The following is a 22,068-nucleotide window of genomic DNA, read 5'->3' as shown; positions in this document are numbered from 1 at the left end:
CGAGAAACGCACGGCCTGTCTGCTGATTGAGAACTGATCGGTAACTTAGTTAAGAAGGCTTCCCTGAAGCTCCGCCCGGAGGTCCGGGGTGAGCACGCTTCCGGCCCGGTCCACGAGCAGCGCCATCTCGTATCCCACCAGGCCGATGTCGGCCTCGGGGTGGGCGAGGACGGCGAGGGAGGAACCGTCGGAGACCGACATGATGAAGAGGAAGCCGCGCTCCATCTCCACCACCGTCTGGTTGACCGCGCCGCCTTCGAAGATCCGCGAGGCGCCCGCGGTCAGCGACGTCAGACCGGAGGCCACGGCCGCCAGCTGATCGGCGCGGTCCCGGGGGAAGCCTTCGGACATCGCCAGCAGGAGTCCGTCGGCGGAGACCACCACCGTGTGGGACACCCCGGGGGTGTTGTCCACGAAGTTGGTGATCAACCAGTTCAGATTCTGCGCCGCCTGGCTCATCGGGCTCACACTAACGCTCCTGGTTGTAGGTGTTACTTGTGTCCGACCCCGCGTTACGGCCCTGCTGGACGCCACGGCGCAGGTTGCTCAACCTGCCGCGCACGTCCTCCGGAGCGCGGGAGACCTGGGGGCCGCCCTGCGGGGTCTGCTCGGCCGCGCCCTCGACCAGATTGGCCTTGGGCACCCGCCGGGGGAGACCGGAAGGAGTGACCCCGCCGGCCTTGGGCTCACGCAGCTTCTCGGCCCGCGTCCAGCGTTCGTCGTTGGTCGAACGCCAGTCGTCCGTCGGCCCGTCCGGCGTCTCGGCCTGCTCCTGCTCGGGCTCGGCCGGCCAGCCCTGCTGACTGCCGCGCCGGGGCAGACCGGCGTCGGTCAACTCGTGGGCGGCGGCCGGGGTCGGGCCCGGACGGTCGAAGCCTACGCGGTCCGCGGCGTCCCCGGAAACGCCCCGGCTCTCCTCGATGGATTCCGCTTCCGGCTGGAAGGGGGCCGTGTACGGCTCCTGGTAGGCGTTCTCCCGCTGCCAATCGCCTTGCGGCGCCTGGGCGGCGTACGGGGCCTCATAGGCCCCGTGGTCGGCCGTTGAGCCCGGGTAGGGGCCTTCCGCATAGCCGGACTCCCGGTAGTCGCCCCGGGGCGCGTAGGGGTCCTGGGCGTAGGCACCGGTGTGCTCGGGGGCGTACGGCTGGTTCTGGTAGGAGCCGTCGTAACCCGAGCCCTGCTGAGGCTCGTAGGGGGCCTCGTAGGACTGGTCCTGCGCGGCGTACTGCTGCGGGCTCTCGTACGAGCCGTCGTACGCCTGGCCAGGACCGGACTCGACCTCGTCCCGGTAGAGCGGACGTTCGCCGCCCTGCGCCTGGGCCTCCAGGGCCGCCCGGCGCTCCTCGCGCATCAACGAGCGGTTGACCGGGTCGAGTTCATGGGTTTCGGACGGCTCACCGGTGTCGTACCGGGAGTCGTCGAAGCCGAGCTCGGCCGCGGTGCGCATCGGCGCGGGGGCGGACTCGTACGCCTGCTTGTGCTGCTGCTGCTCGGGGATGATCGAGGAGACCGTGAAGTCGTCGCCCACCGGCGCGCTCTCGCCGCCGCCACCGTGGGTGATCGGGTCGGGCAGCATGACGAGCGAGGTGGTGCCGGCCTGCTCGCCCGAGGGCCGCAGCTGGACACGGATGCCGTGCCGGTCGGCCAGCCGGCCGACCACGAAGAGACCCATGCGCTGCGAGACGTCGACGTCCACGGCCGGCGGATTGGCCAGACGGTGGTTGATGTCCGCGAAGTCCTCGGCGGTCAGGCCGATGCCCTTGTCGTGGATCTCGACCATGACGCGGCCGTCGGGGAGACGGGTCGCGGTGACGCGGACCTTGGTCTGCGGGGAGGAGAACGTGGTGGCGTTCTCCAGGAGCTCGGCCAGCAGGTGCACGAGGTCGGTCACGGCCCGGCCGTGGATCTCGGCCTCCGGCACACCCGACAGCTCGATGCGCTCGTAGGACTCCACCTCGGACGAGGCCGCGCGCAGCACGTCGACCAGGGGGACCGGCTGGTCCCAGCGGCGGCCCGGCTCCTCGCCCGCGAGGACCAGCAGGTTCTCGCCGTTGCGGCGCATGCGGGTCGCCAGGTGGTCGAGCCGGAACAGGCTCTCCAGCTGGTCCGGGTCGGCCTCGTTGTTCTCCAGGTCGGTGATGAGGGTCAGCTGGCCCTCGATCAGGGACTGGTTGCGGCGGGAGAGGTTGGTGAAGATCGCGTTGACGTTGCCCCGGAGCAGGGCCTGCTCGGCGGCGAGCCGGACGGCCTCCCGGTGCACCTGGTCGAAGGCGCGGGCCACCTCGCCGATCTCGTCCGTGGAGTCGATGGGTATCGGCTCGACCCGGGTGTCGACGCGGCCCGGTTCGGTGCGCGAAAGCTGGTCGACGAGCATGGGCAGGCGCTGTTCGGCCACGTCGAAGGCGGCGGAGCGCAGCTTGCGCATCGACCGGCTCATCTGGCGAGCGACCATGCCGGCCAGGATGAAGGCGGCGAGCAGCGAGACCACGACGATCGCGCCGTTGACGTAGGCGGTCGTCTTGGCGTCGTCCGCGATCTGGCCGGCCTCGGTCACGGCACGGCTGACCAGGTCGTCCTCGACCTCGCTGTAGCCGTCGAACTTGGAGGTGGCGGCGGCCATCCACGACTCGGGCGTGATGCCCTGGGACTTGAGCTGCTTGATGCTCTGCGCGCTCTGCGCCTCACCGATCGCGGCGGCCATGCCGTTGTAGATCGAGCCGTCGGCGGCGGGCGCGGCACCGATGTGCGGGCCGTTGTCGGCCTGCTGCTTGGCGTCCGGGAACTCACTGGCCACCGTCGCGGCCTTCTTCGCCATGACCTCCTTGAGGTGCTGGCTGTCGGCGTCCGTGCCGCCCGCGTCGAACTCGCCGAGCGCGATGAACTCCAGGTAGTTGTACGAGTTGAACGCCTTGACCTGGAGCTGGAAGGCCTTGGGGTCGTCGCTGGGCCGCAGCAGGAGGTGCATGCCGATGGAGCGCTGGAGCGACCCGGCGGACTTGGCGAGGTCGACCGCGTACACCATGCGGCCGTAGCTGGTGATGTTGCCGGTGCCCAGACCGAGCTCGTTGGAGAACGTGCTCAGGTAGTGGGGGACCGCGGTGTAACCCTCTTCGGTCAGCACCGGGTTCTTCGCCTCGACGCCCTTGGCGTAGGCGGTCTTGCGCAGGTCGTCGAGGGTCTTCTCGGACTCGCGGACCTTGGCGAGACGGCGCTTGAGGCTCGGGGTGTCCGGCATGCCCTGCACGGCTTCGTCGAACTTGGCGCGGGCCGCGTCCGACGTGGCATACGCCTTGCTGACGATGTCGCTGTCGCGCTTGTTTTCGAGCAGCGGCTGAGCGGTGAGGTCACGCTCGTTGAGCAGGGCCTGGCCGTAGTCCGACGCGGCGCGCACGATGGTGGCGACCTTCTCGGCGTTACGGGCGTCGCGCCAGGTGGCTATGGACCCGTTCACCTCGAAGCCGCCCATGACGAGGCCGACGAGGACGGGGATGAGGAGGATCGCGTTCAGCCTGGTGGCCACGCGCCAGTTGCGCGGCGAGAAGCGGCTGCTGCTGCCCTGGGTGGTGCCCTTGTCCTTGCCGGGATCCTGGGCAGAGGTCTGGGGCGCCGGTGACACCGCCGCACGCTGCGGCGGGGTGAAGTTGCCCCGCGCCTGCTGCGTCGCGGAGCTCGTGCTGCTTCGCTTCACTCGACCAACAACCTCTCGGAGCCGGCACCAGGGTGGCGTGCCGCTTTGTGTTTCAGAGCCGTACTTCTCGGGGCCGTACTACTCGGGAGTTCGCCGAATTCCAGCACGTGCAACGGCTGCCATCCAAACGTCTGGAATCTCAGGTTCCGAGTGGCCAAGGCCTCAGATAAAACGGGCATAAAGAGCGAGCCCCGCCAAATGACGGGGCTCTTGTGCGCGCAGCGACACCGGATGAACGCGGCGGGTTGCGGTGACACGATAATTCTCTGTCGAAACGTTATGAACACGGGGGCGGATCGTGTCAAAGGACACAGTCCGCCCCCGTTTCGTCTACGACAACTGCCGTAGGCCCCCACCTACTTGAGGCGGGCCATGAGGGCGTGTTCGACGAGGGTGATGAGGGCGCTCTTGGCGTCGGCGCGGTGGCGGGCGTCGGTGACGATGATGGGGGTGTCGGGGCCGATCTGGAGCGCTTCGCGTACTTCGTCGGGGGTGTAGGGCTGGTGTCCGTCGAAGCCGTTGAGGGCGATGACGAAGGGGAGTCCTGAGTTTTCGAAGTAGTCGACGGCGGGGAAGCAGTCGGCGAGGCGGCGGGTGTCGACGAGGACGACGGCGCCGATGGCGCCGCGTACGAGGTCGTCCCACATGAACCAGAAGCGGTCCTGGCCCGGTGTGCCGAAGAGGTACAGGATCAGGTCCTGGTCCAGGGTGATGCGGCCGAAGTCCATGGCGACCGTGGTGGTCGTCTTGTCACCGGTGTGGGTGAGGTCGTCGATGCCGGCGCTCGCGGACGTCATGACGGCCTCGGTGCGCAGGGGGTTGATCTCCGAGACCGCGCCGACGAACGTGGTCTTGCCCACGCCGAAGCCGCCCGCCACCACGATCTTCGCCGACGTGGTGGAACGGGCGGCACCGCCGCTAGAGCTTGCGAAGTCCACTGAGCACCCTTTCGAGCAGCGTTACGTCCGGCGTGCCGCCGGTCTCTCCATTGCCCGGCTGGTGGATCGCCACCATGCCGGCCTCCGCCAGGTCGGCCACGAGGATCCGGGCAACGCCCAGCGGCATCTGAAGCAGCGCGGAGACCTCCGCCACCGACTTGACCTCACGGCACAGGTGGCAGATCCGCTGGTGCTCGGGAAGGAGCGTGGCGAGGTGCGCCGGGTCGGCTGTGGTGCTGACCAGGGCCTCGATGGCGAGCTGGTAGCGCGGCCTGGTCCGGCCGCCGGTCATGGCGTACGGACGGACCAGCGGCTGGTCGCCTTCACTGTCGTACGCCGCGTCGTGCAGCGCGCCGTACGAATCGTGTGAGGCGGGTGGCGGGGTCATTGGTTCCTCCGGGCGGGGACAGCAAGGCATCTGCAAGCCGTCGGACAGGGCCGGTGGGGGGAGCAAAAAGTGGTGCGGCCTGGACGGATGTTCTGCGTCGTGCGGGAGCCGTACGCGCCGGAGGGGGCGGCGCCTCGGCTCCCGACCCCCGGCCTCGCGAGCGGCTCGGCCGGGGGATTTGCGGTCAGTGGAGCAGGCTGCCCTGGAGCTCGGCGCGCAGGTCCGGAGTCAGGACGCTGCCCGCGCGGTCGACCAGGAGGGCCATCTCGTAACCCACCAGGCCGATGTCGCACTCCGGGTGCGCCAGTACGGCAAGGGAGGAACCGTCGGACACGGACATCAGGAAGAGGAAGCCGCGCTCCATCTCCACCACGGTCTGGGCGACACTGCCACCCTCGAAGATCCGTGAGGCTCCGGCGGTCAGCGAGGTCAGGCCGGACGCCACGGCGGCCAGCTGGTCGGCGCGGTCGCGCGGGAAACCTTCGGACATGGCGAGGAGCAGGCCGTCGGCGGAGACCACCACTGTGTGGGACACCCCTGGGGTGTTGTCCACGAAGTTGGTGATCAACCAGTTCAGGTTCTGTGCCGCCTGGCTCATCGGACTCAACTAACGCTCCTGCTGGTGAGTGGGGTCCACGTGGAAGCTGCCGGTTGAGCCGTTGTTGGCCTGCCGGCCCTGCTGGATGCCCCGGCGGAGATTGGTCAGCCGGCCGCGCACGTCGTCGGGCGCCCGGGAGACCTGGGGTCCTGCCTGGTGGTTCTGTTGCTGTGCGGTGCCCGGCACCAGGTTGGCGCGCGGGACCCGCTTGGGAAGACCGGACGTGGTGACGCCGCCGGCGGCGGGCTTGCGGGCCCGCTCCGCCTGGCGCACCAGATCGTCGTTGGGCGAACTGCGCCAGGTGCCGGTGCCGTTGGAGCCGGCCGCGTCGGAGTTGTTGGAGCCGTTGGCGCCGTTCGCACCGTTGGCCCCGCCGTTCTCGCGGACCGGGCGGCGCTCGGGCAGCGGCCGCTGCGGCGCGGCTCCACCGCCCTGCTGCGGCGCCTGGGGCGTCTGCGGGGTCTGCTGCTGCGGCTGGCCGCCCTGCTGCCCCGACTGCTGCTGGAACCAGTTGGTCTCCAGCGTGTCGTACAGCGGGGTGCGTCCGTCGCCGGCCCCGGCCGGCGGCAGGGCCTCCGGCTGGGACTGCGCGGGCAGGCTCCCGGCCGGCTGGCGCGGGCCGCCGAATTCGTTGCCGTCCCGGCGCCTGCCCTGGCCGTCCTGACCGAAGTCCTGGCCCTGCTGGGGCGCCTGCTGCTGGTACTGCTGCGGCTGGACCGGCTGCGGCGCGGGCGGCCGCGGCGCGTTGAAGTCCGGCCGGGCGAACGCGGAGGTGGCCGCGGGCCCCTGGCGGTCGTCGGCCGCGGGACGCCCGTACTGACCGGCGTCACCACCCTGGCCGGGCCGCGTGTACTGGCCGGTGCCGGAGGGGTCCTGGTCGGGGCGTGCGTACTGACCGGTGTTCGACTGGTCCTGGCCGGGCCGCGCGTACTGGCCGGTGTTCGACGACTGGTCCTGGTCCGGGCGTGCGTACTGGCCGGTGTTCGACGACTGGTCGCCGTACCCGTCGTAGGAGCCGGGGCGCTCGAACTGCCCGGTCGCCGACGGGCCCTGCGCGGTGGGCGCGCCGAACACGTCGGGGCGTACGAACTGGCCGGTGCCCGAGCACTGGTCCTGCTGGGAGCCCGGCGGCGGCCCGTCGAAGTCCGGTCGGGCGAACTCGGCGGTCGCGCCCGGGCCTTGACGCTCGTCGAGCGCGGGACGCGGGTACTGGCCCGTGTGCTGCTCGGGCTCCTCGTGGCCGCGCGGGGCGTCGAGGGCGGAGGGCTGGTCACTGCCCCAGCTCGCGGCCTGCGGCCGGCTCGGCTGCTGGGTCAGCGGGTTGCCGCCGGGCAGCTCGGCGCGCGGGGCGCCGGGCGGCGGGGTGATCGGACGGTCGCCGCGGCGCGGCGTGGCCGGGGGAGCGGCGGGGCCGCTGCCGAAGGCCGACTGCTGGCCCTGGCCCTGCTGCGGGGCCTGGCCCTGCCCAGGAGCGCCGCCGTTGCGGGGCGGCAGCGCCGCGCGCGGTCCCGGACCGCCCGCCACCTGGCCGCGCGGGGCGCCCGCGCCGAGCCGGCCGCCGGAGCCGCCGTTGTCACTGCCGAGCGGGCCCGCGGCGAGTCCGGCACGCGAGGGCGGACCGCCCGCGAGACCGGGACGGCCGCCCTGGCCCGCCGGGGCCTGCGGCTGCCCGGCACCCGGCTTGCCGGGCACCTTCTTGCCGCCCTGGGCGACGTCGACCGGCAGCATGACGAGCGCCGTGGTGCCGCCGGAGTCGGACGGACGCAGCTGGATGCGGATGCCGTGACGCAGGGACAGGCGGCCGACCACGAACAGACCCATGCGGCGCGAGACCGAGACGTCCACGGTGGGCGGCGACGCAAGACGCTCGTTGATCGCGGCAAGGTCCTCGGGGGAGAGGCCGATGCCGGTGTCGTGGATCTCGACCAGGACGCGGCCGTCGGGCAGCGCGTGACCGGTGACGCGGACCTTGGTCTGCGGGGAGGAGAACGAGGTCGCGTTCTCCAGGAGCTCGGCGAGCAGGTGCACGAGGTCGTTGACCACACGTCCGGCGACCTCGGTCGCGGGCACGGCGGCCAGCTCGATGCGCTCGTACTGCTCCACCTCGGACGCGGCGGCGCGGAGCACGTCGACCAGCGGGACCGGGCGGGTCCAGCGCCGGCCGGGCTCCTCACCGGCGAGGACGAGGAGGTTTTCGCCGTTACGGCGCATACGGGTCGCGAGGTGGTCCAGCTTGAACAGCGAGGACAGCTGGTCCGGGTCGGCCTCGCGGGACTCCAGCTCGGAGATGAGCGAGAGCTGACGCTGGATCAGACCCTGGGAGCGGCGCGAGAGGTTGGTGAACATCGCGTTGACGTTGCCTCGCAGCAGCGCCTGCTCGGCGGCGAGTCGTACGGCCTCGCGGTGCACGTCGTCGAAGGCCGCGGCCACCTTGCCGATCTCGTCGCGCGAGTGCACGCCGACCGACTCCACCGAGGTGTCGACGTCCTGCGGGTCCGACTCCGAGAGCTGCTTGACGAGCTCGGGCAGGCGGTCCTGGGCGACCCGGGTCGCGGTGTCCTGGAGGCGCCGCAGCGAACGGATCATGGACCGGGCCACGACGAACGCGCCGACCAGCGAGACGCCGAGCACGACGAGGATCAGCACACCGTTGAGGATCGCGTCGCGCTGCGAGGTGTCGCGCAGCTCGCGCGCCTTCTGCTCCATCTCGCCGAGCAGGGTCTGCTCGATGGTCTTCATCTGGTTGATCTTGTTGGAGTCCTGGTCGTACCAGTCGAGGTACGAGCGGCGCTGCTCCTGGCCCATGGCGCCGGCGTTCTTCAGGACGTGCTGCGAGTACGCGTTGGCGGCGGTGATCTCCGCGTTGCCCTTGTCCAGCGGCGCCATCAGCACGGTGGCGTTGCCGCCGTTGGCCTCGTACACGTTCTGGAACGACGCGAGCGCCTGGCGCTCACCGTCCTGGGCGGCCTTGGCGTAGAGGCGGTCGGGCTCCAGGAGGTTGCCGGACTTGTCCTTGGTGGCCGGCAGCGCCGCGGCGATGATCGCGCGCTGGACCGAGGCGTACTCCTTGGCCGAGGAGAAGGCCGCGAGCGCACGGGTCCGCTTGATCATCTCCGGGTTGGAGGTGGCCTGCGCCATGTCCTGGGAGAGGCTGAGCAGACCGCGGATGAGCCGGCTGTAGGACTCGACCGTCTGGGAGTCCGTCGAGCCGTCCTTGTACGCGGTCTTGCGGATGCTCTCCAGGTCCTGGAGCTGGATCGCGATGTTGGTGACGTTGCGCCGGATCGATTCGAGCGCGTCGTCGTTCTCGGTGCCGCTGACGTCCTGCGTGGCGTTGATGAACGACTTCTTGACCAGGTCGGTCGCGGAGCGGTCGGTCTGGACGCGGGCGTCGGAGGTGTCCGTGGAGAGCGGGCCCGCCGAGTCGTCGCGCTCGGTCTGGAGCGCGGCGGCGAGCTCGGTCGCCTGCTTGGTCATGTCGGTGAGCAGCTGCATGTGGTCGAGCTGCTGCATGTCGTTCATCGACTGGTTGATGCGCAGCCCGCCCAGGGTGGTCGCGGCGACCACGGGGAGGGCGAGCAGGGCGACCAGACGCGTGGAGATGCGCCAGTTGCGCAGGGCTATTCGGGAGCCGGTGTCGACGGGTCCCGTCGGCTTGCGCTCGGCGCTCGGCTGTTCGCCGCCGGGCGGGCCCGAGGGCCCGCCGGTGCGCGCCGTCTGACCGCTCGCCTCGCCGGCCTGCGGGGAGGATGGGTTCTCGGGGCCCCGGGGGTTCTGGGCGTGCTGGGGCGAGGAACTGGCTGTCTTGGGGCCAGTCCCACCCTGCGGCTCCTGCTCCGCCGCAGCGCTGCCATCCCTCTTGAAACGTCCCTGCACTAGCGTCGCAACCTCTGGACCAGGCGTCCCCCCGCACAGGCGGATGGGACGGTGTCGGCGTCATGGGGGCACTGCGCGCCCCCTGGGTGGTCAGAATGACCGGCGCTTGTCCTGCTCCCCCTCCCGCCGCTCACCCGGCGCTGCGTTGCGCCCCTGCGCGCCGGTCAGTGACCCGCGGCGGTGCGTGGAATTCCAGCACAGTGCCGGATCTCCAACAAGGCCCGCGTACCGGGCCGTGACCTGAGTGACACATTGTGAGTATCGGGTCACAAAACGTAGAAAGTGATCACGGAGGAATCGGACTTTTGCTTACGAGTCGCTTACGGGTGGGGGGTGTCCCAGTCGCGATGATCAGGAGCGGAATGATGGGTTCAATCACGTAATGTCCGTTCCTGGCAGGTCAGTTGACGGACCCTTATATCCCTTTTGTGGCTTGGTTCGTGAGCAAACTCACATGTTGATCGTCGTCTCTACGACCCTTTGCCGGGAATTCGAATGTTTAGCCTGGCGCTTTACAGGGATGGCCAGACCGCCAACCGGCGCCCACCGGCGCCCGAAACGACAGGGTTCGTAGCAGAGATGAAGACGACGATGATCATCCGGAACATAGCCAACCCGCGCCGCACCACGCTGGCCCACCTCGCGGACGCCGAGGAGCTGCAGCGGGCGGACCAGCCGGAGCACACCGTCGACCTGCCCGCCCAGACGGCCAACCCGCGCCGCACCATCTTGATGACGGCCCCCGCGCAGCCGGCTCCCGCCCAGGCCGAGGCCGTCACCGTCTGACCCCGCCCAGGCCGAGGCGGACACCGTCCGATCCCGCCCAGGCCGAGGCGGACACCGTCCGACCCAGCCTTTCCGGCCGAGGCCGACACGGCCCGGGCCGGCTGCCCCGGCCGGTAATCGCACAGGGGGCGCCCCCGCCCGCGTTAGCCTGGAGCCTTCAGACTCCGGCCAGTACCAGACACAGCGAAGTGAGGGGCGACAGCACTCGTGCGCATCGCCAGGTTCTCCATCGACGGCAATGTCGCCTTCGGGGCTGTTGAGGGCGACAGCCCCGACAGCCTCGTGCTCGACATCATCAAGGGCATCCCGTACGCGGACTTCGAACTCTCGGGCACGAAGGTGCCGCTGAGCAAGGTCCGCCTCCTGCCGCCCGTGCTCCCCAACAAGGTCGTGGCCATCGGCCGCAACTACGCGGAACACGCCAAGGAGCTCGGCAACGAGGTCCCGGAGGTGCCGGTCGCCTTCTTCAAGCCGACCACCTCGGTGATCGGCTCGGGCGACTCCATCGAGTACCCCTCCTTCTCCGACGAGCTGCACCACGAGGCCGAGCTCGCCGTCGTCATCGGCCGCATGTGCCGCGAGGTCCCGCGCGAGCGCGTCAAGGACGTCATCTTCGGCTACACCTGCGCCAACGACGTCACCGCACGCGACGCCCAGAAGCGCGAGAAGCAGTGGGCCCGCGCCAAGGGCTTCGACACCTCCTGCCCGCTGGGCCCCTGGGTGGAGACGGACCTGGACCCGAGCGACCTCACCATCCAGGCCACCGTCAACGGCCAGCAGCGTCAGCTCGGCCGTACCAGCGACATGATCCGCTCCATCGAGGACCTGGTCGTCCACATCACCGAGGCGATGACGCTGCTCCCGGGCGACGTCATCCTCACCGGCACCCCGGCCGGGGTCGGCCCCCTCACCGTCGGCGACGAGGTCGCCGTCACCATCGAAGGCATCGGCACTCTCACCAACAAGGTGATCAAGCGTGGCTAACCCCCTGGACGCGTCCTCCCCCAAGCTCTCGACTCCGCTCGCGCAGGGGGCACCCCCACGCGTCCGTTTCTGTCCCTCCCCGACCGGCAACCCCCACGTGGGCCTGGTCCGCACCGCCCTGTTCAACTGGGCCTTCGCCCGGCACCACGGCGGCACGTTCGTCTTCCGCATCGAGGACACCGACGCGGCCCGCGACAGCGAGGAGTCGTACAACCAGCTCCTGGACTCCATGCGCTGGCTCGGCTTCGACTGGGACGAGGGCCCCGAGGTGGGCGGCCCGCACGAGCCGTACCGCCAGTCGCAGCGCATGGACATCTACCGGGACGTCGCCGAGAAGCTGCTCGCCGCCGGCAAGGCCTACCCCTGCTTCTGCACCACCGAGGAACTGGACGCCCGCCGCGAGGCCGCCCGCGCCGCCGGCAAGCCGTCCGGCTACGACGGCCACTGCCGCGACCTGAGCGCCGAGCAGAAGCAGGCGTACGAGGCCGAGGGCCGCAGCCACGTCGTGCGGTTCCGGATGCCCGACGAGGCGACCACCTTCACGGACCTGGTCCGCGGCGAGATCACCGTCCAGGCGGAGAACGTCACCGACTACGGCATCGTCCGCGCGAACGGGGCCCCCCTCTACACCCTCGTGAACCCGGTCGACGACGCCCTGATGGAGATCACCCACGTCCTGCGCGGCGAGGACCTGCTCTCCTCGACCCCCCGCCAGATCGCGCTCTACAAGGCGCTGATCGAGCTGGGCGTGGCCAAGCAGATCCCCACCTTCGGCCACCTGCCGTACGTGATGGGCGAGGGCAACAAGAAGCTGTCCAAGCGCGACCCGCAGGCGTCCCTGAACGTCTACCGCGAGCGCGGCTTCCTGCCCGAGGGCCTCCTGAACTACCTCTCCCTCCTGGGCTGGTCGTTCTCCGCGGACCAGGACGTCTTCTCGATCCAGGACATGGTCGCGAAGTTCGACATCGGGGACGTCAACGCCAACCCGGCCCGTTTCGACCTGAAGAAGGCCGAGTCCATCAACGCGGACCACATCCGCATGCTGGACGAGAAGGCGTTCGCCGCGGCCTGCGAGCCGTGGCTGCGCGCCCCGCACGCCAACTGGGCGCCGGAGGCCTTCGACGAGAAGGCCTGGCAGGCGATCGCCCCGCACGCCCAGACCCGTGTGACGGTCCTCTCCGACATCACCGCCAACGTCGACTTCCTCTTCCTCGACCAGCCGGTCGAGGACGAGGCGTCCTGGGCGAAGGCGATGAAGGAGGGCTCGGACGCGTTGCTGCGCACTGCGCGCGAGAAGCTGGAGTCGGCGGACTGGACGTCGCCGGAGTCCCTGAAGAACGCGGTCCTCGCGGCCGGCGAGGAGCACGGCCTGAAGCTGGGCAAGGCCCAGGCCCCGGTCCGCGTCGCCGTCACCGGCCGCACGGTCGGCCTCCCGCTCTTCGAGTCCCTGGAGATCCTGGGCAAGGAGAAGACCCTGGCGAGGATCGACGCGGCGCTGACGAGGCTGGCGGCGTAGTCGTAGCCGGTACGTGAACGAGGGGCGGCAGCCGACGGGCTGCCGCCCCTTTCGCGTGCCTCGCCCGTACGCCCTTGGCGTCATGAGGCGTCGAAGGTCAGTGCTGTTCGGCGAAGTGCGTGTGGATTGTCCGGAGTATGTCGCGGAAAACCTCCGGAGACGCCGAAGGAACAATGTCCTTGAGGGCGCGATCGAATTGCTGTCTGCTCGAAAAGATGAGCAGAGCCTGTTGAAGCTCAGCAGCGAGCAGAGACCATTCTTGACGGCACCAGTCAGGGTGTTCACTTTCCATCCCCTCGCGCAGGCCCTGCAGGTAGTCGTCGAACTCTCCGGAGTCGGCCCACCACCAGAACTGTCGAATGCGCTCGAACTTCATCCCTGCCTCCCAGGAGGACATCTCCAGTTCCTGGAAATCCGGTAGCGCCCCCCGCATGATGAGTCGAATGAGGCCGGCGAGCATGCGCAGATGAGCGGGACCGCTTGTAGTCTCCGCAGCCTCGGCCAGCCTTTCTGTGAAGCCGATGGGAACATCGCAGGCAGGACCTTGTTCAAGCTGCTCTGCGACGAGGTCAAGCAGCGATGCCACAGTGGCCGGCGGCGTCGCCCATGCAGCGGCGGCGGAGTTCTGGATCGAGCGGCAGAATCGGACCAGCTCGTCCTCCAGCGGCGCCGCCCCGGGTTCCTGGCTTGCGACGCAGAGATCGAGAAGGCGTGCGATCGGGCCGTTGTTGAAGACGGCTCCGGTGTATGTGATCAACGACGTATCCCGGGTATTGGCGGCTGCGACACAGTGACAGCCGTTTCGATGCTCTGCGCGCGAGCTCAGATGGGGTTGAAGGACCAGAAGACGCCGACCTCGGTCGAGGAAACGACGACGAGGCCGTAATCGGCGGTATATCCGGTGAAGGGGAGCCACCCAGGACCGGCGGCGTGGGCTGCGAGGTCCAGTGACGTGGTCGAGGGGGCCGTAGTCAGATTCGTGTAGCACCTGAGTTCCGGCGCGAAGCGCGAGAGCAGGGCCCAGGCCTTCGACAGTGGCTCACCAGGGCGATCGTCCCTTTCTCGGCCCCTGGGAAGCCTGCACCAGTCGTCCCTGAAAGCGACAAGCAGCTGAGCCGCGGTCTCGATGTCGACCTCCGCGAGGCGACTGGTGATTGCATCACCGTCAACGGATGTGAAAGGGAACGCGGCGCCCGCCCCGTGGCCCCGCTCCTCGTGGTCGCGGTCCCAGTCCTGCGTGCCCCACCCGCGCGGATCCGGCACCTCCCGCCGCATGACCGCCAGGACGTCCGCGCCCAACGACGGCCCGAGCCGGGGCCCGACGGCGACGAAGACATATTCGTCCTCATACAGAGCGCGGAGAGCGGCAGCCCAGGATTCTCCGTTCACTGCGGGCATGGGGCGATTTTCTGGGGGTGAGCGGCGACCACTACAAGGAGGCCGGCCGGCGTCGGACTGAGGGTCCGGCCCAGGGCTCCCTCCCGTGACGGCCAAGCGGCTTCGATGGTGAGCCGTGCACGTGTGGACTGCGCGAGCCAGCGGTGAATGACCTGCTCGTTGCGCGTGACCACCTGCTGGGTCGCCCATTGGGCGGTTTCCCGGTCAGGGTAAGTGGCAGACCTGCAAAGAGTCACGGCCCTTCGGGTCTGGCTTCCTTCGGCAGGGGAAGTCATGGGATTCCGTTCAGGTGACGCGGGCGGATGCGGTCAAGAGGCGTCGAAGGAGCACACGATTCCCACTTCCGTTTCGGAAACTGCGATAAGAGCTAGATCCCACTCGTATCGGCTGATGGGCCAGCACCCTCTTACCGGTTGATAGAAATCGGGAAAGTCTCCCTCGTAGCCGGTATTTGTGAATATAAGGGTGTCTTCTGGGAATCGTGAAAGGATCGTTTGCGCCTGACTCTCAAGGATCGGCCGGTGTTCGTCGAAGGCGTGATCGCGGCGGGCGCTCGGGATGTCGAGCCACGTAGTGGAGAGAAGGACGAGCAGTCTTTCCGCGGAAGGCCGTGGGATCGGCTTGAGCTGACACCGCCAGGACAGCCGTCCCTGTCGGCTGGTAGGAAGCGGGGCGAATGGAAAGTAGGGATCTTCGCCGCGCTCCTCCTCGTCGCTGTCGACGTCGATTGCTTTCCAGGATCGTGGGTCGCCTGTCTCTCTGCGCATGATCGCGGCTACGTCCCCCACCCATTCTTCCTCCGTGCGGGGGCCCACGAGCAGGAAGGTGTACCGCTGCTCGTACATCGTCAGCGCCTGGGCCCACGCTGCAGCGTTCAGTGGTGGCACAGCCAACTCCCCCTCGATGTCGAACCCCGCGATCGTGTCAGCACCGCCTCACTTTATTGGGGCATGGAGGTGACCACGACGAAGGGTGGGGTGAGGCTCGGGTCATACTTGAGGCGCGTCTGGACGCCGTGTGCATCCTTGACCGGGGTCGCGTGCCCGCCGACGACGATCGAGGTGCTGCCGGTCACCGGCACCGCTGCGTACGGGCTCTGGCTCGCGGTTTGGCGTACCTCGGACACCGTGAATACTTGGGCAGGCGGCGTCGGTGGGTGGCCGCTGAGCCAGGTATCTATTCTCGCAGAATTCTCCCGTATGCAATATTGCGTATATTTTTGAGCTGATGACATGTCGGGGAACGTCGACGCTGCGGGGATTTTCGGGACACCTGAACCGTTTGCTTGGTCGCGTAGTCGTTGCAGCAGTTGATCGTCGGTCTTACCTACATGCTTGTCTATGGTGTGGCCGCCGCCGAGGTCTTCAGCTGTGGCCCAGATCGATGGAATACTTGTACGGGAAGCGGATGTCCCCCAGCTGCCAGCTGTGTTCCTTCTTGAATTCATTCAAAGATCTTGCCCCGACGGCTTCGGCTCGCCCCTCCTCGGCGGTGAACGTCGGGACGCTCAAATAGGCTTCATCCAGAGGGTCCGCGAGTTTGGACTCGCGGTACGCATCGGTGATCTCCGAACGCACCTTCGCCAACGCCGTGCCAAAGTGACTACAGGCGTCGCCCGAATTGCCCCACGCTATCGTTCAGGCATCGCCGGCCGCCTGGGCGTCCTTGGCGGCGGCCGTCCAAGCCGCTGCAATCTCCGGGAGTGCGAGATCGTCGCCTCCCGGAGTGATGTCCGCGACTTTGCCGTGCCGAAGTACGTTTCGCAGAATGGGATCCAGTACGGCCTTCCCTGCTGCGCCTGCGACCGCCACCACATCGTTGATGATCCGGTCGCCGAAATTGTCCTGCGCGCCGTGGCCCCACCCGATTTCCGCGATTGGCCAGTAGGGGGATGGCACGCGAATGACGTCCGGTTCGGGCTTGAGGTGGAGAGCAGGGGCCATTTTGGGATCGGACAGATGCTCGGCCCGTACGTAGTTGTTAACGACATCTCCCGCCAGGACACGGGGTCCGCACGTCGACAGCGGGCCCAGGAAGTGGCGGCACTCAAGCCCAGGTGTCGAAACGGTTCACAGAGGTGTGGGCCGGCCCTGCGGGTCCTTGAGGGAACCGGGAGTGGGCGACGGGGCCGCGCCGCCGGACCCAGGCAATGGGTTCGACGTCAGCCCACCGCACCTCTACTGCACGTCGTACGTCCTGCGGGGCGCCGAACCACTCGGCGGCGTCGGGGCCGCCCCGGTGGGAGCCGGCGGGGTGGTCGAAGGCGAAGGCGCGGGCGAAGGGGCAGCAGAACCTGACGGTGAAGGGGAGGGTGTGGACATCAGAGGGCGCCCCAGCCCCTCAACACGGCTCGGTGGGCGGCCGCGTAGTTCGCGTGGCCCGTGGTGACCACCTCGTGCAGCCACGCCTGGCGGGCCTGAAGGTCTTGCATGTCGCGGTCCCAGCGGTCGAGTTCGTCGAGGAACGCCTCACGGGCTTCGCCCTTCCAGGTGAGGACGACCTTTTCGCTGCGGTCGTACAGCGTGCCCAGCTTCTCGTTGAGCCGCCTGTAGATGTCCTCCAGTTCGCTCGCGAGATGGCGCAGAGCCGCGAAGTCGACGGCTATGTGGTCGTCGGACATGACGGGTCGATTCCCCCTAGAAATGCCTATAGGTTGTCGAGGCTGCTGCGCGGGGCGGGTGGGGCCTGGAGGGCGTCGGCCTCGTGCTCGATATCGATGTGGGACTGGACCTTGCGCATGGCTGCGAGAACTTCGAGTTCCCGGTCCGTGAACCCGTCGCGGCTCATGACGACCGCCTCTTGGACCACCCGAAGGGTCTCGCGAATGCGTACAGCATCCTTGGCGGCGCCCCTGTGCAGATCACGATAGGCAGAGCCCGTTGTTCCCTTCCAGCGGGCCTGGATCTGATCGACGATCCCGTCCATGCGCCTGACCTGGTCGTCCAAGTGGCGTTGCATCTCTTCCAAGTCGCCTGCGAGCTTGGTCAGGCCGTCGTCATCAGGCGTCTTGAGGTCCGGGTCACCACGCATACGCCCCCCTTGGTCAGCGACCCCGGGTGGCCGCTCGTCCCGGCGACATTAACAATGCGGCCCAGACGCGCGGAAGTTGGTTCCGGGACAGGTGGGGCGGGCGCGGGGCGCCTTCGGCGATCCGGTTGTCGGTGGCCCGAGTTATGTTCTGCGGGCAGTGCGGAGAACTCGCTGTGCACCCTTCGTCACGACACCTCCCCGGGAGACCCCATGCCCATGCCCGCCCCCGACTTCTCCTGGCACTTCACTCCGGGCAACACGTTCACCGAGGAATCGGGCACCGCAGGCACGCTGAGTGTGGTGGGCGGTGCGGAGTTGTGGCTGCACACCGGGCGGGTCATCGCTTGCGATCCGTTCGTCGCGCTCGGGGCCGGTGAGGCCGAGCCGTTCACGGCCGAGGTCGCGCCGGGGCGGTATCGGGTGGAGGCGGCCGTGGCGACGCTCGTGCGGGAGGGGGAGTCCGATGAGGACGGGCCCCATCTGAGGGTGGCCGCCGCGCGGCTCGTCATCCGGGACGCCCCGGCCGTCACCTGGGAGCTCGCGCTCCAGGCCGGGCAGCAGCTGAGCGAGCTCGACGAGGACGAGTTCTTCGGATACGGGGTCGACGCCGGTACCGGGTGTTTCTACGACGCCGGGTCCGACGGGTCCTTCCCCGACTGCGAGGGCGACGAGGGGCCCCTGTGGGACGCCTTCGACACCGTCCCCCCTTCGCCCGGCCCGCACACCGTCACCGACCCGGCCACCGGGCACAACCTGATCGCCTTCACCTCCGGCTGGGGCGACGGGGTGTACCCCACCTGGATAGGCCGCGACGGAGCCGGCGCCATCACCTGCTTCGTCACCGACTTCTTCGTCGTGCCGATCGAGGCGCTCGTGCCCTGACCCGGGTGCTTCGTCATGGCGGCCGGTGCTTCGTCGTGGCGGCCGGAACGCTTGTGTCCCGGCCCGGGAGCCCACCACCGCAGATGCTGGAACACCGTTCGGGCTGCCGGCGCCGGATCTAAGCTCGAAGCATGGCCATCCGCGCCGTCCTGTGGGACATCGACGATACGATTTTCGACTACTCCACTGCCTCCCGCTCCGGCATGCGTACGCACCTCGGGCTCGAAGGGCTGCCCGACGCGTACGAGTCCCTGGAGCGGGCGCTCGACCGCTGGGCCGAGGTCACCGCGTACCACTGGGCGCGGTTCGCGGCGGGGGAGACGGACTGGGAGGGGCAGTGCCGGGACCGGGTGCGGTCCTTCGTGGACGAGGGCCTGAGCGATCAGGCCGCCGACGCCTGGTTCGACCGGCACGTCGCGCACTACGAAGCCGCCTGGAGCCTGTTCCCGGATGCCCTGCCCGTGCTCGACGTACTGGCGGAGGACTACCGGCACGCCATCCTGTCCAACTCCTCGCTGCGCAACCAGGAGCGGAAACTGCGGACCCTCGGCGTGCGGGACCGGTTCGAGGCGCTGCTGTGCGCGGCCGAGCTGGGCATCGCCAAACCGCAGGCCGGTGCCTTCCACGCCGCGTGCGAGACGCTGGGACTGCTGCCCGAAGAAGTCGTCTACGTGGGCGATCAGCCCGACATCGACGCCCGTGGGGCGGTCGAGGCAGGGCTCAAGGGAGTCTGGCTCGACCGGTCGGGGGCGGGCGGGCGTCCCGAGCTGATCAGCATCACGGGACTCGACCAGCTCCCTGACCTCCTGCGCCGCGATACCCGTTTTGGAGCGCCGGACACCTTCGGGTAATGTTCTTCCTGCGCCGAGGGGAGCGGGAGAAACACCCCGAACCGACAGCGCAAGCCAAGCAAAACCCCACACGGGGTTGCGTTTTGGTGGGCTATGGTGTAATTGGCAGCACGACGGTTTCTGGTTCCGTTAGTCTAGGTTCGAGTCCTGGTAGCCCAGCTCGCAGAGCTTCATCTGCAAGGCCCCCGTTGTGTAGCGGCCTAGCACGCCGCCCTCTCAAGGCGGTAGCGCCGGTTCGAATCCGGTCGGGGGTACAGATCCTTCCCGCGGGATCACCAGGGTCGCACCCGGTGAACCTGATGCAGGATCGCTAGGGCCCCCGTTGTGTAGCGGCCTAGCACGCCGCCCTCTCAAGGCGGTAGCGCCGGTTCGAATCCGGTCGGGGGTACTGGTCTAAACCACCATGGGCTATGGTGTAATTGGCAACACTACGGTTTCTGGTACCGTCATTCTAGGTTCGAGTCCTGGTAGCCCAGCGGGTCATTTCAAGATCCTGGATCTTCACGGAGATCCGAAAATGCAGGTAGGCCCCCGTTGTGTAGCGGCCTAGCACGCCGCCCTCTCAAGGCGGTAGCGCCGGTTCGAATCCGGTCGGGGGTACGCACAGAGAATGGGCCCTTCGCATCTTGCGGAGGGCCTTTTCGTTTGCCCGGGCGACGGCGTGCCCTACCGCCAACTCCCCGGTCGGCGCGATGAGTTGAACAGCCACCGACGGCATCCCCGCGCCCCCGGCATCCTCCCCGGCCCTCCCCGACACACCTCCGGCCCACCGCTGCGGCGTTGAAGCGGTGAGCCGGAATGAGGGAGTAGGGATTCAGCCGTTGCGGCGCAGCGCCTCCGACAGGCGGGCGGCGGCGTCGATGATCGCCTGGGCGTGCATCCGGCCCGGGTGCCGGGTCAGACGCTCGATGGGGCCGGAGACCGACACCGCGGCCACCACCCGGTTCGAGGGGCCGCGCACCGGCGCCGACACCGAGGCGACGCCCGGCTCGCGCTCGCCGATCGACTGCGCCCAGCCCCTGCGCCGAACCCCGGACAGGGCCGTCGCCGTGAAGCGAGCCCCCTGGAGCCCGCGGTGCAGGCGCTCCGGCTCCTCCCAGGCCATCAGGATCTGGGCGGACGAGCCGGCCTTCATGGTCAGCGTCGAGCCGACCGGCACGGTGTCCCGCAGGCCGGAAAGCCGCTCGGCGGCCGCCACGCAGATGCGCATGTCGCCCTGCCGCCGGTAGAGCTGCGCGCTCTCGCCCGTCACATCGCGCAGATGTGTCAGCACCGGCCCGGCCGTGGCCAGGAGACGGTCCTCGCCGGCCGCCGCCGCGAGCTCGGCAAGACGCGGGCCGAGGATGAAACGGCCCTGCATGTCCCGCGCAACTATCCGGTGATGTTCCAGTGCCACGGCGAGGCGATGTGCCGTGGGTCGTGCGAGCCCTGTGGCCGCGACCAGACCTGCGAGGGTGGCCGGACCGGACTCCAGAGCGCTCAAGACAAGGGCAGCCTTGTCCAGAACGCCGACGCCGCTAGAGTTGTCCATGCAACGATATTCTCGTCTCACTCTGTGAAACGCAAGTTCAATTTTCTCCGGAAGTCGTCAAGCTGTACTGGCGATCCGTACAACGGATCGCGGCCTTTGTCCGGGTGCGCGGTACGGACGGGGCAATCGATCTCTAGTAGTGCCGGCGACGACGCCGGGCGGAGGGAAGGCGATGGCCAGGACACTCGCTGAGAAGGTCTGGGACGACCATGTCGTCAGGCGTGCCGAGGGCGAGCCGGACCTGCTCTTCATCGATCTGCACCTGCTGCACGAGGTGACAAGCCCGCAGGCCTTCGACGGGCTGCGCAAGAACGGCCGTCAGGTGCGGCGCCTCGATCTCACCATCGCCACCGAGGACCACAACACCCCCACGATCGACATCGACAAGCCGATCGCGGACCCGGTCTCGCGAGTCCAGCTGGAGACGCTGCGCAAGAACTGCGCCGAGTTCGGCGTGCGCCTGCACCCGCTGGGCGACGTCGAGCAGGGCGTCGTCCACGTGGTGGGACCGCAGCTGGGCCTGACCCAGCCCGGCACCACCGTGGTCTGTGGCGACTCCCACACCTCCACCCACGGCGCCTTCGGCGCGCTCGCGTTCGGCATCGGCACCAGCCAGGTCGAGCACGTGCTCGCCACCCAGACGCTGCCGCTCGCCCCCTTCAAGACGATGGCCATCACCGTCGACGGCGAACTGCCCGACGGCGTCACCGCCAAGGACCTGATCCTCGCCATCATCACGAAGATCGGCACCGGCGGCGGCCAGGGCTACGTCCTGGAGTACCGCGGCTCCGCCATCGAGAAGCTGTCGATGGAAGCCCGCATGACCATCTGCAACATGTCGATCGAGGCCGGCGCCCGCGCGGGCATGATCGCCCCCGACCGGACCACCTTCGACTACCTGGAAGGGCGTGCGCACGCCCCCAAGGGCGAGGACTGGGACGCCGCGGTCGCGTACTGGAAGACCCTGAAGACGGACGAGGGCGCGGTCTTCGACGCCGAGGTCGTCATCCAGGCCGACGAACTCGCTCCGTTCGTCACCTGGGGCACCAACCCCGGCCAGGGCGCGCCCCTGTCGGCCAACGTCCCCGACCCGGCTTCGTACGAGGACGCTTCGGAGCGGATGGCCGCCGAAAAAGCCCTGGAGTACATGGGGTTGACCGCCGGGCAGCCGCTGCGCGACATCAACGTCGACACCGTCTTCGTAGGTTCGTGCACCAACGGCCGCATCGAGGACCTGCGCAACGCCGCGGCCGTCATCGAGGGCCGCAAAGTCGCCGACGGCGTGCGGATGCTGGTCGTCCCCGGCTCGGTCCGTGTCGCCCTCCAGGCCATCGACGAGGGTCTGGACAAGGTGTTCACGGCCGCCGGCGCCGAATGGCGGCACGCGGGCTGCTCGATGTGTCTGGGCATGAACCCCGACCAGCTGGCCCCCGGCGAGCGCTCCGCGTCCACCTCCAACCGCAACTTCGAGGGCAGGCAGGGCAAGGGCGGCCGCACCCACCTGGTTTCGCCCCAGGTCGCCGCAGCGACCGCGGTGCTCGGCCATCTGGGCTCGCCCGCCGACCTGTCCGACGCCCGTACCCCCGTGGAGGCCTGAGAACC

General features: G+C 68.9%; 21 protein-coding genes, 5 tRNA genes and 1 pseudogene. 11 read left to right on the top strand and 16 right to left on the bottom strand.

Annotated elements, in window-relative coordinates; all coding sequences use genetic code 11:
* Positions 1-45 precede the first annotated feature (45 nt).
* The 6 genes from ACGFW5_RS07525 to ACGFW5_RS07500 form a co-directional block, all read right to left on the bottom strand.
* On the bottom strand, positions 46-459 hold the full coding sequence (locus ACGFW5_RS07525) for a roadblock/LC7 domain-containing protein (RefSeq protein ID WP_053725133.1): 414 nt from the start codon (positions 457-459) through the stop codon (positions 46-48).
* Between the two features lie 10 nt (positions 460-469).
* Positions 470-3,688 (bottom strand): nitrate- and nitrite sensing domain-containing protein, encoded by a 3,219-nt coding sequence (locus ACGFW5_RS07520; protein WP_393833231.1) that lies wholly within the window; start codon positions 3,686-3,688, stop codon positions 470-472.
* A gap of 356 nt (positions 3,689-4,044) precedes the next feature.
* Positions 4,045-4,626: an ATP/GTP-binding protein gene (locus tag ACGFW5_RS07515; protein WP_100577621.1), complete on the bottom strand. Its 582-nt coding sequence runs from the start codon at positions 4,624-4,626 to the stop codon at positions 4,045-4,047.
* The gene (locus tag ACGFW5_RS07510) at positions 4,607-5,014 is read right to left on the bottom strand and encodes a DUF742 domain-containing protein (RefSeq protein ID WP_189968088.1); all 408 of its coding nucleotides are present in this window, start codon (positions 5,012-5,014) and stop codon (positions 4,607-4,609) included. Before ACGFW5_RS07510 ends, ACGFW5_RS07515 begins: the two co-directional genes overlap by 20 nt.
* 184 nt (positions 5,015-5,198) lie before the next feature.
* On the bottom strand, positions 5,199-5,612 hold the full coding sequence (locus ACGFW5_RS07505) for a roadblock/LC7 domain-containing protein (protein ID WP_100577622.1): 414 nt from the start codon (positions 5,610-5,612) through the stop codon (positions 5,199-5,201).
* Positions 5,613-5,621: 9 nt separating this feature from the next.
* Complete coding sequence (locus tag ACGFW5_RS07500) at positions 5,622-9,488, bottom strand: nitrate- and nitrite sensing domain-containing protein (RefSeq protein ID WP_393833230.1); 3,867 nt, start codon at positions 9,486-9,488, stop codon at positions 5,622-5,624.
* Positions 9,489-10,067: 579 nt separating this feature from the next.
* On the opposite strand from ACGFW5_RS07500, the gene ACGFW5_RS07495 reads away from it, so the two are divergent.
* The 3 genes from ACGFW5_RS07495 to gltX all read left to right on the top strand — a co-directional run bounded on the left by ACGFW5_RS07495 (position 10,068) and on the right by gltX (position 12,774).
* Positions 10,068-10,274, top strand: a complete 207-nt coding sequence (locus ACGFW5_RS07495; protein WP_393833229.1) for a hypothetical protein — start codon at positions 10,068-10,070, stop codon at positions 10,272-10,274.
* Positions 10,275-10,481: 207 nt separating this feature from the next.
* Positions 10,482-11,258, top strand: coding sequence for a fumarylacetoacetate hydrolase family protein (locus ACGFW5_RS07490; protein WP_393833228.1), 777 nt, complete (start codon positions 10,482-10,484; stop codon positions 11,256-11,258).
* A gap of 4 nt (positions 11,259-11,262) precedes the next feature.
* A complete protein-coding gene (gene gltX, locus ACGFW5_RS07485) occupies positions 11,263-12,774 on the top strand; it encodes a glutamate--tRNA ligase (RefSeq protein ID WP_393833397.1) in 1,512 nt (503 codons plus the stop codon).
* A 97-nt stretch (positions 12,775-12,871) separates the two neighbouring features.
* Here the strand turns inward: gltX and ACGFW5_RS07480 are convergent, their stop codons facing one another.
* From ACGFW5_RS07480 to ACGFW5_RS07440, 9 genes and pseudogenes are all read right to left on the bottom strand, one after another.
* Positions 12,872-13,531, bottom strand: coding sequence for a hypothetical protein (locus ACGFW5_RS07480; protein WP_393833227.1), 660 nt, complete (start codon positions 13,529-13,531; stop codon positions 12,872-12,874).
* Positions 13,532-13,596: 65 nt separating this feature from the next.
* Entirely contained in the window at positions 13,597-14,172 is a 576-nt protein-coding gene (locus ACGFW5_RS07475; protein ID WP_393833226.1) for a hypothetical protein, read from the bottom strand.
* Between the two features lie 59 nt (positions 14,173-14,231).
* A pseudogene (locus ACGFW5_RS07470) lies at positions 14,232-14,447 on the bottom strand (RNase A-like domain-containing protein); the annotation flags it as partial.
* A 33-nt stretch (positions 14,448-14,480) separates the two neighbouring features.
* The gene (locus ACGFW5_RS07465) at positions 14,481-15,059 is read right to left on the bottom strand and encodes a hypothetical protein (RefSeq protein WP_393833225.1); all 579 of its coding nucleotides are present in this window, start codon (positions 15,057-15,059) and stop codon (positions 14,481-14,483) included.
* 53 nt (positions 15,060-15,112) lie between these two features.
* Positions 15,113-15,619, bottom strand: coding sequence for an RNase A-like domain-containing protein (locus ACGFW5_RS07460; RefSeq protein WP_393833224.1), 507 nt, complete (start codon positions 15,617-15,619; stop codon positions 15,113-15,115).
* Positions 15,537-15,749 (bottom strand): hypothetical protein, encoded by a 213-nt coding sequence (locus ACGFW5_RS07455; protein WP_393833408.1) that lies wholly within the window; start codon positions 15,747-15,749, stop codon positions 15,537-15,539. The genes ACGFW5_RS07460 and ACGFW5_RS07455 overlap by 83 nt, the downstream gene beginning before the upstream one ends.
* A 60-nt stretch (positions 15,750-15,809) precedes the next feature.
* Positions 15,810-16,115 (bottom strand): hypothetical protein, encoded by a 306-nt coding sequence (locus ACGFW5_RS07450; RefSeq protein WP_393833223.1) that lies wholly within the window; start codon positions 16,113-16,115, stop codon positions 15,810-15,812.
* Between the two features lie 377 nt (positions 16,116-16,492).
* A complete protein-coding gene (locus ACGFW5_RS07445; RefSeq protein ID WP_393833222.1) occupies positions 16,493-16,792 on the bottom strand; it encodes a WXG100 family type VII secretion target in 300 nt (99 codons plus the stop codon).
* 26 nt (positions 16,793-16,818) lie between these two features.
* The gene (locus ACGFW5_RS07440; protein WP_393833221.1) at positions 16,819-17,202 is read right to left on the bottom strand and encodes a WXG100 family type VII secretion target; all 384 of its coding nucleotides are present in this window, start codon (positions 17,200-17,202) and stop codon (positions 16,819-16,821) included.
* Positions 17,203-17,412: 210 nt separating this feature from the next.
* Between ACGFW5_RS07440 and ACGFW5_RS07435 the strand changes: the two genes are divergently transcribed.
* The 7 genes from ACGFW5_RS07435 to ACGFW5_RS07405 all read left to right on the top strand — a co-directional run bounded on the left by ACGFW5_RS07435 (position 17,413) and on the right by ACGFW5_RS07405 (position 19,535).
* The gene (locus ACGFW5_RS07435; RefSeq protein ID WP_393833220.1) at positions 17,413-18,084 is read left to right on the top strand and encodes a DUF4241 domain-containing protein; all 672 of its coding nucleotides are present in this window, start codon (positions 17,413-17,415) and stop codon (positions 18,082-18,084) included.
* A 131-nt stretch (positions 18,085-18,215) separates the two neighbouring features.
* Entirely contained in the window at positions 18,216-18,935 is a 720-nt protein-coding gene (locus ACGFW5_RS07430) for an HAD family hydrolase (protein ID WP_393833219.1), read from the top strand.
* 87 nt (positions 18,936-19,022) lie between these two features.
* Positions 19,023-19,094, top strand: a tRNA-Gln gene (locus ACGFW5_RS07425).
* Positions 19,095-19,116: 22 nt separating this feature from the next.
* Positions 19,117-19,189: transfer RNA gene (locus tag ACGFW5_RS07420), tRNA-Glu, on the top strand.
* A 61-nt stretch (positions 19,190-19,250) separates the two neighbouring features.
* A tRNA-Glu gene (locus ACGFW5_RS07415) sits at positions 19,251-19,323 on the top strand.
* A 16-nt stretch (positions 19,324-19,339) separates the two neighbouring features.
* Positions 19,340-19,411, top strand: a tRNA-Gln gene (locus ACGFW5_RS07410).
* A gap of 51 nt (positions 19,412-19,462) precedes the next feature.
* Positions 19,463-19,535, top strand: a tRNA-Glu gene (locus ACGFW5_RS07405).
* A gap of 214 nt (positions 19,536-19,749) precedes the next feature.
* Here ACGFW5_RS07405 and ndgR read toward each other — a convergent pair.
* Positions 19,750-20,466 carry an IclR family transcriptional regulator NdgR gene (gene ndgR / locus ACGFW5_RS07400; protein ID WP_350232883.1) on the bottom strand — a complete coding sequence of 239 codons (717 nt, stop codon included), beginning with the start codon at positions 20,464-20,466 and terminating at the stop codon, positions 19,750-19,752.
* 172 nt (positions 20,467-20,638) lie between these two features.
* Here ndgR and leuC point away from each other — a divergent pair, with 172 nt between their 5' ends.
* Complete coding sequence (gene leuC, locus ACGFW5_RS07395) at positions 20,639-22,063, top strand: 3-isopropylmalate dehydratase large subunit (RefSeq protein ID WP_393833218.1); 1,425 nt, start codon at positions 20,639-20,641, stop codon at positions 22,061-22,063.
* The last annotated feature ends 5 nt before the right edge of the window (positions 22,064-22,068 follow it).

It is taken from the genome of Streptomyces sp. NPDC048416, assembly GCF_043200435.1.
In the GTDB taxonomy this organism is placed as follows: Bacteria; Actinomycetota; Actinomycetes; order Streptomycetales; family Streptomycetaceae; genus Streptomyces.
This window is presented reverse-complemented; position numbering and strand designations above follow the sequence as displayed.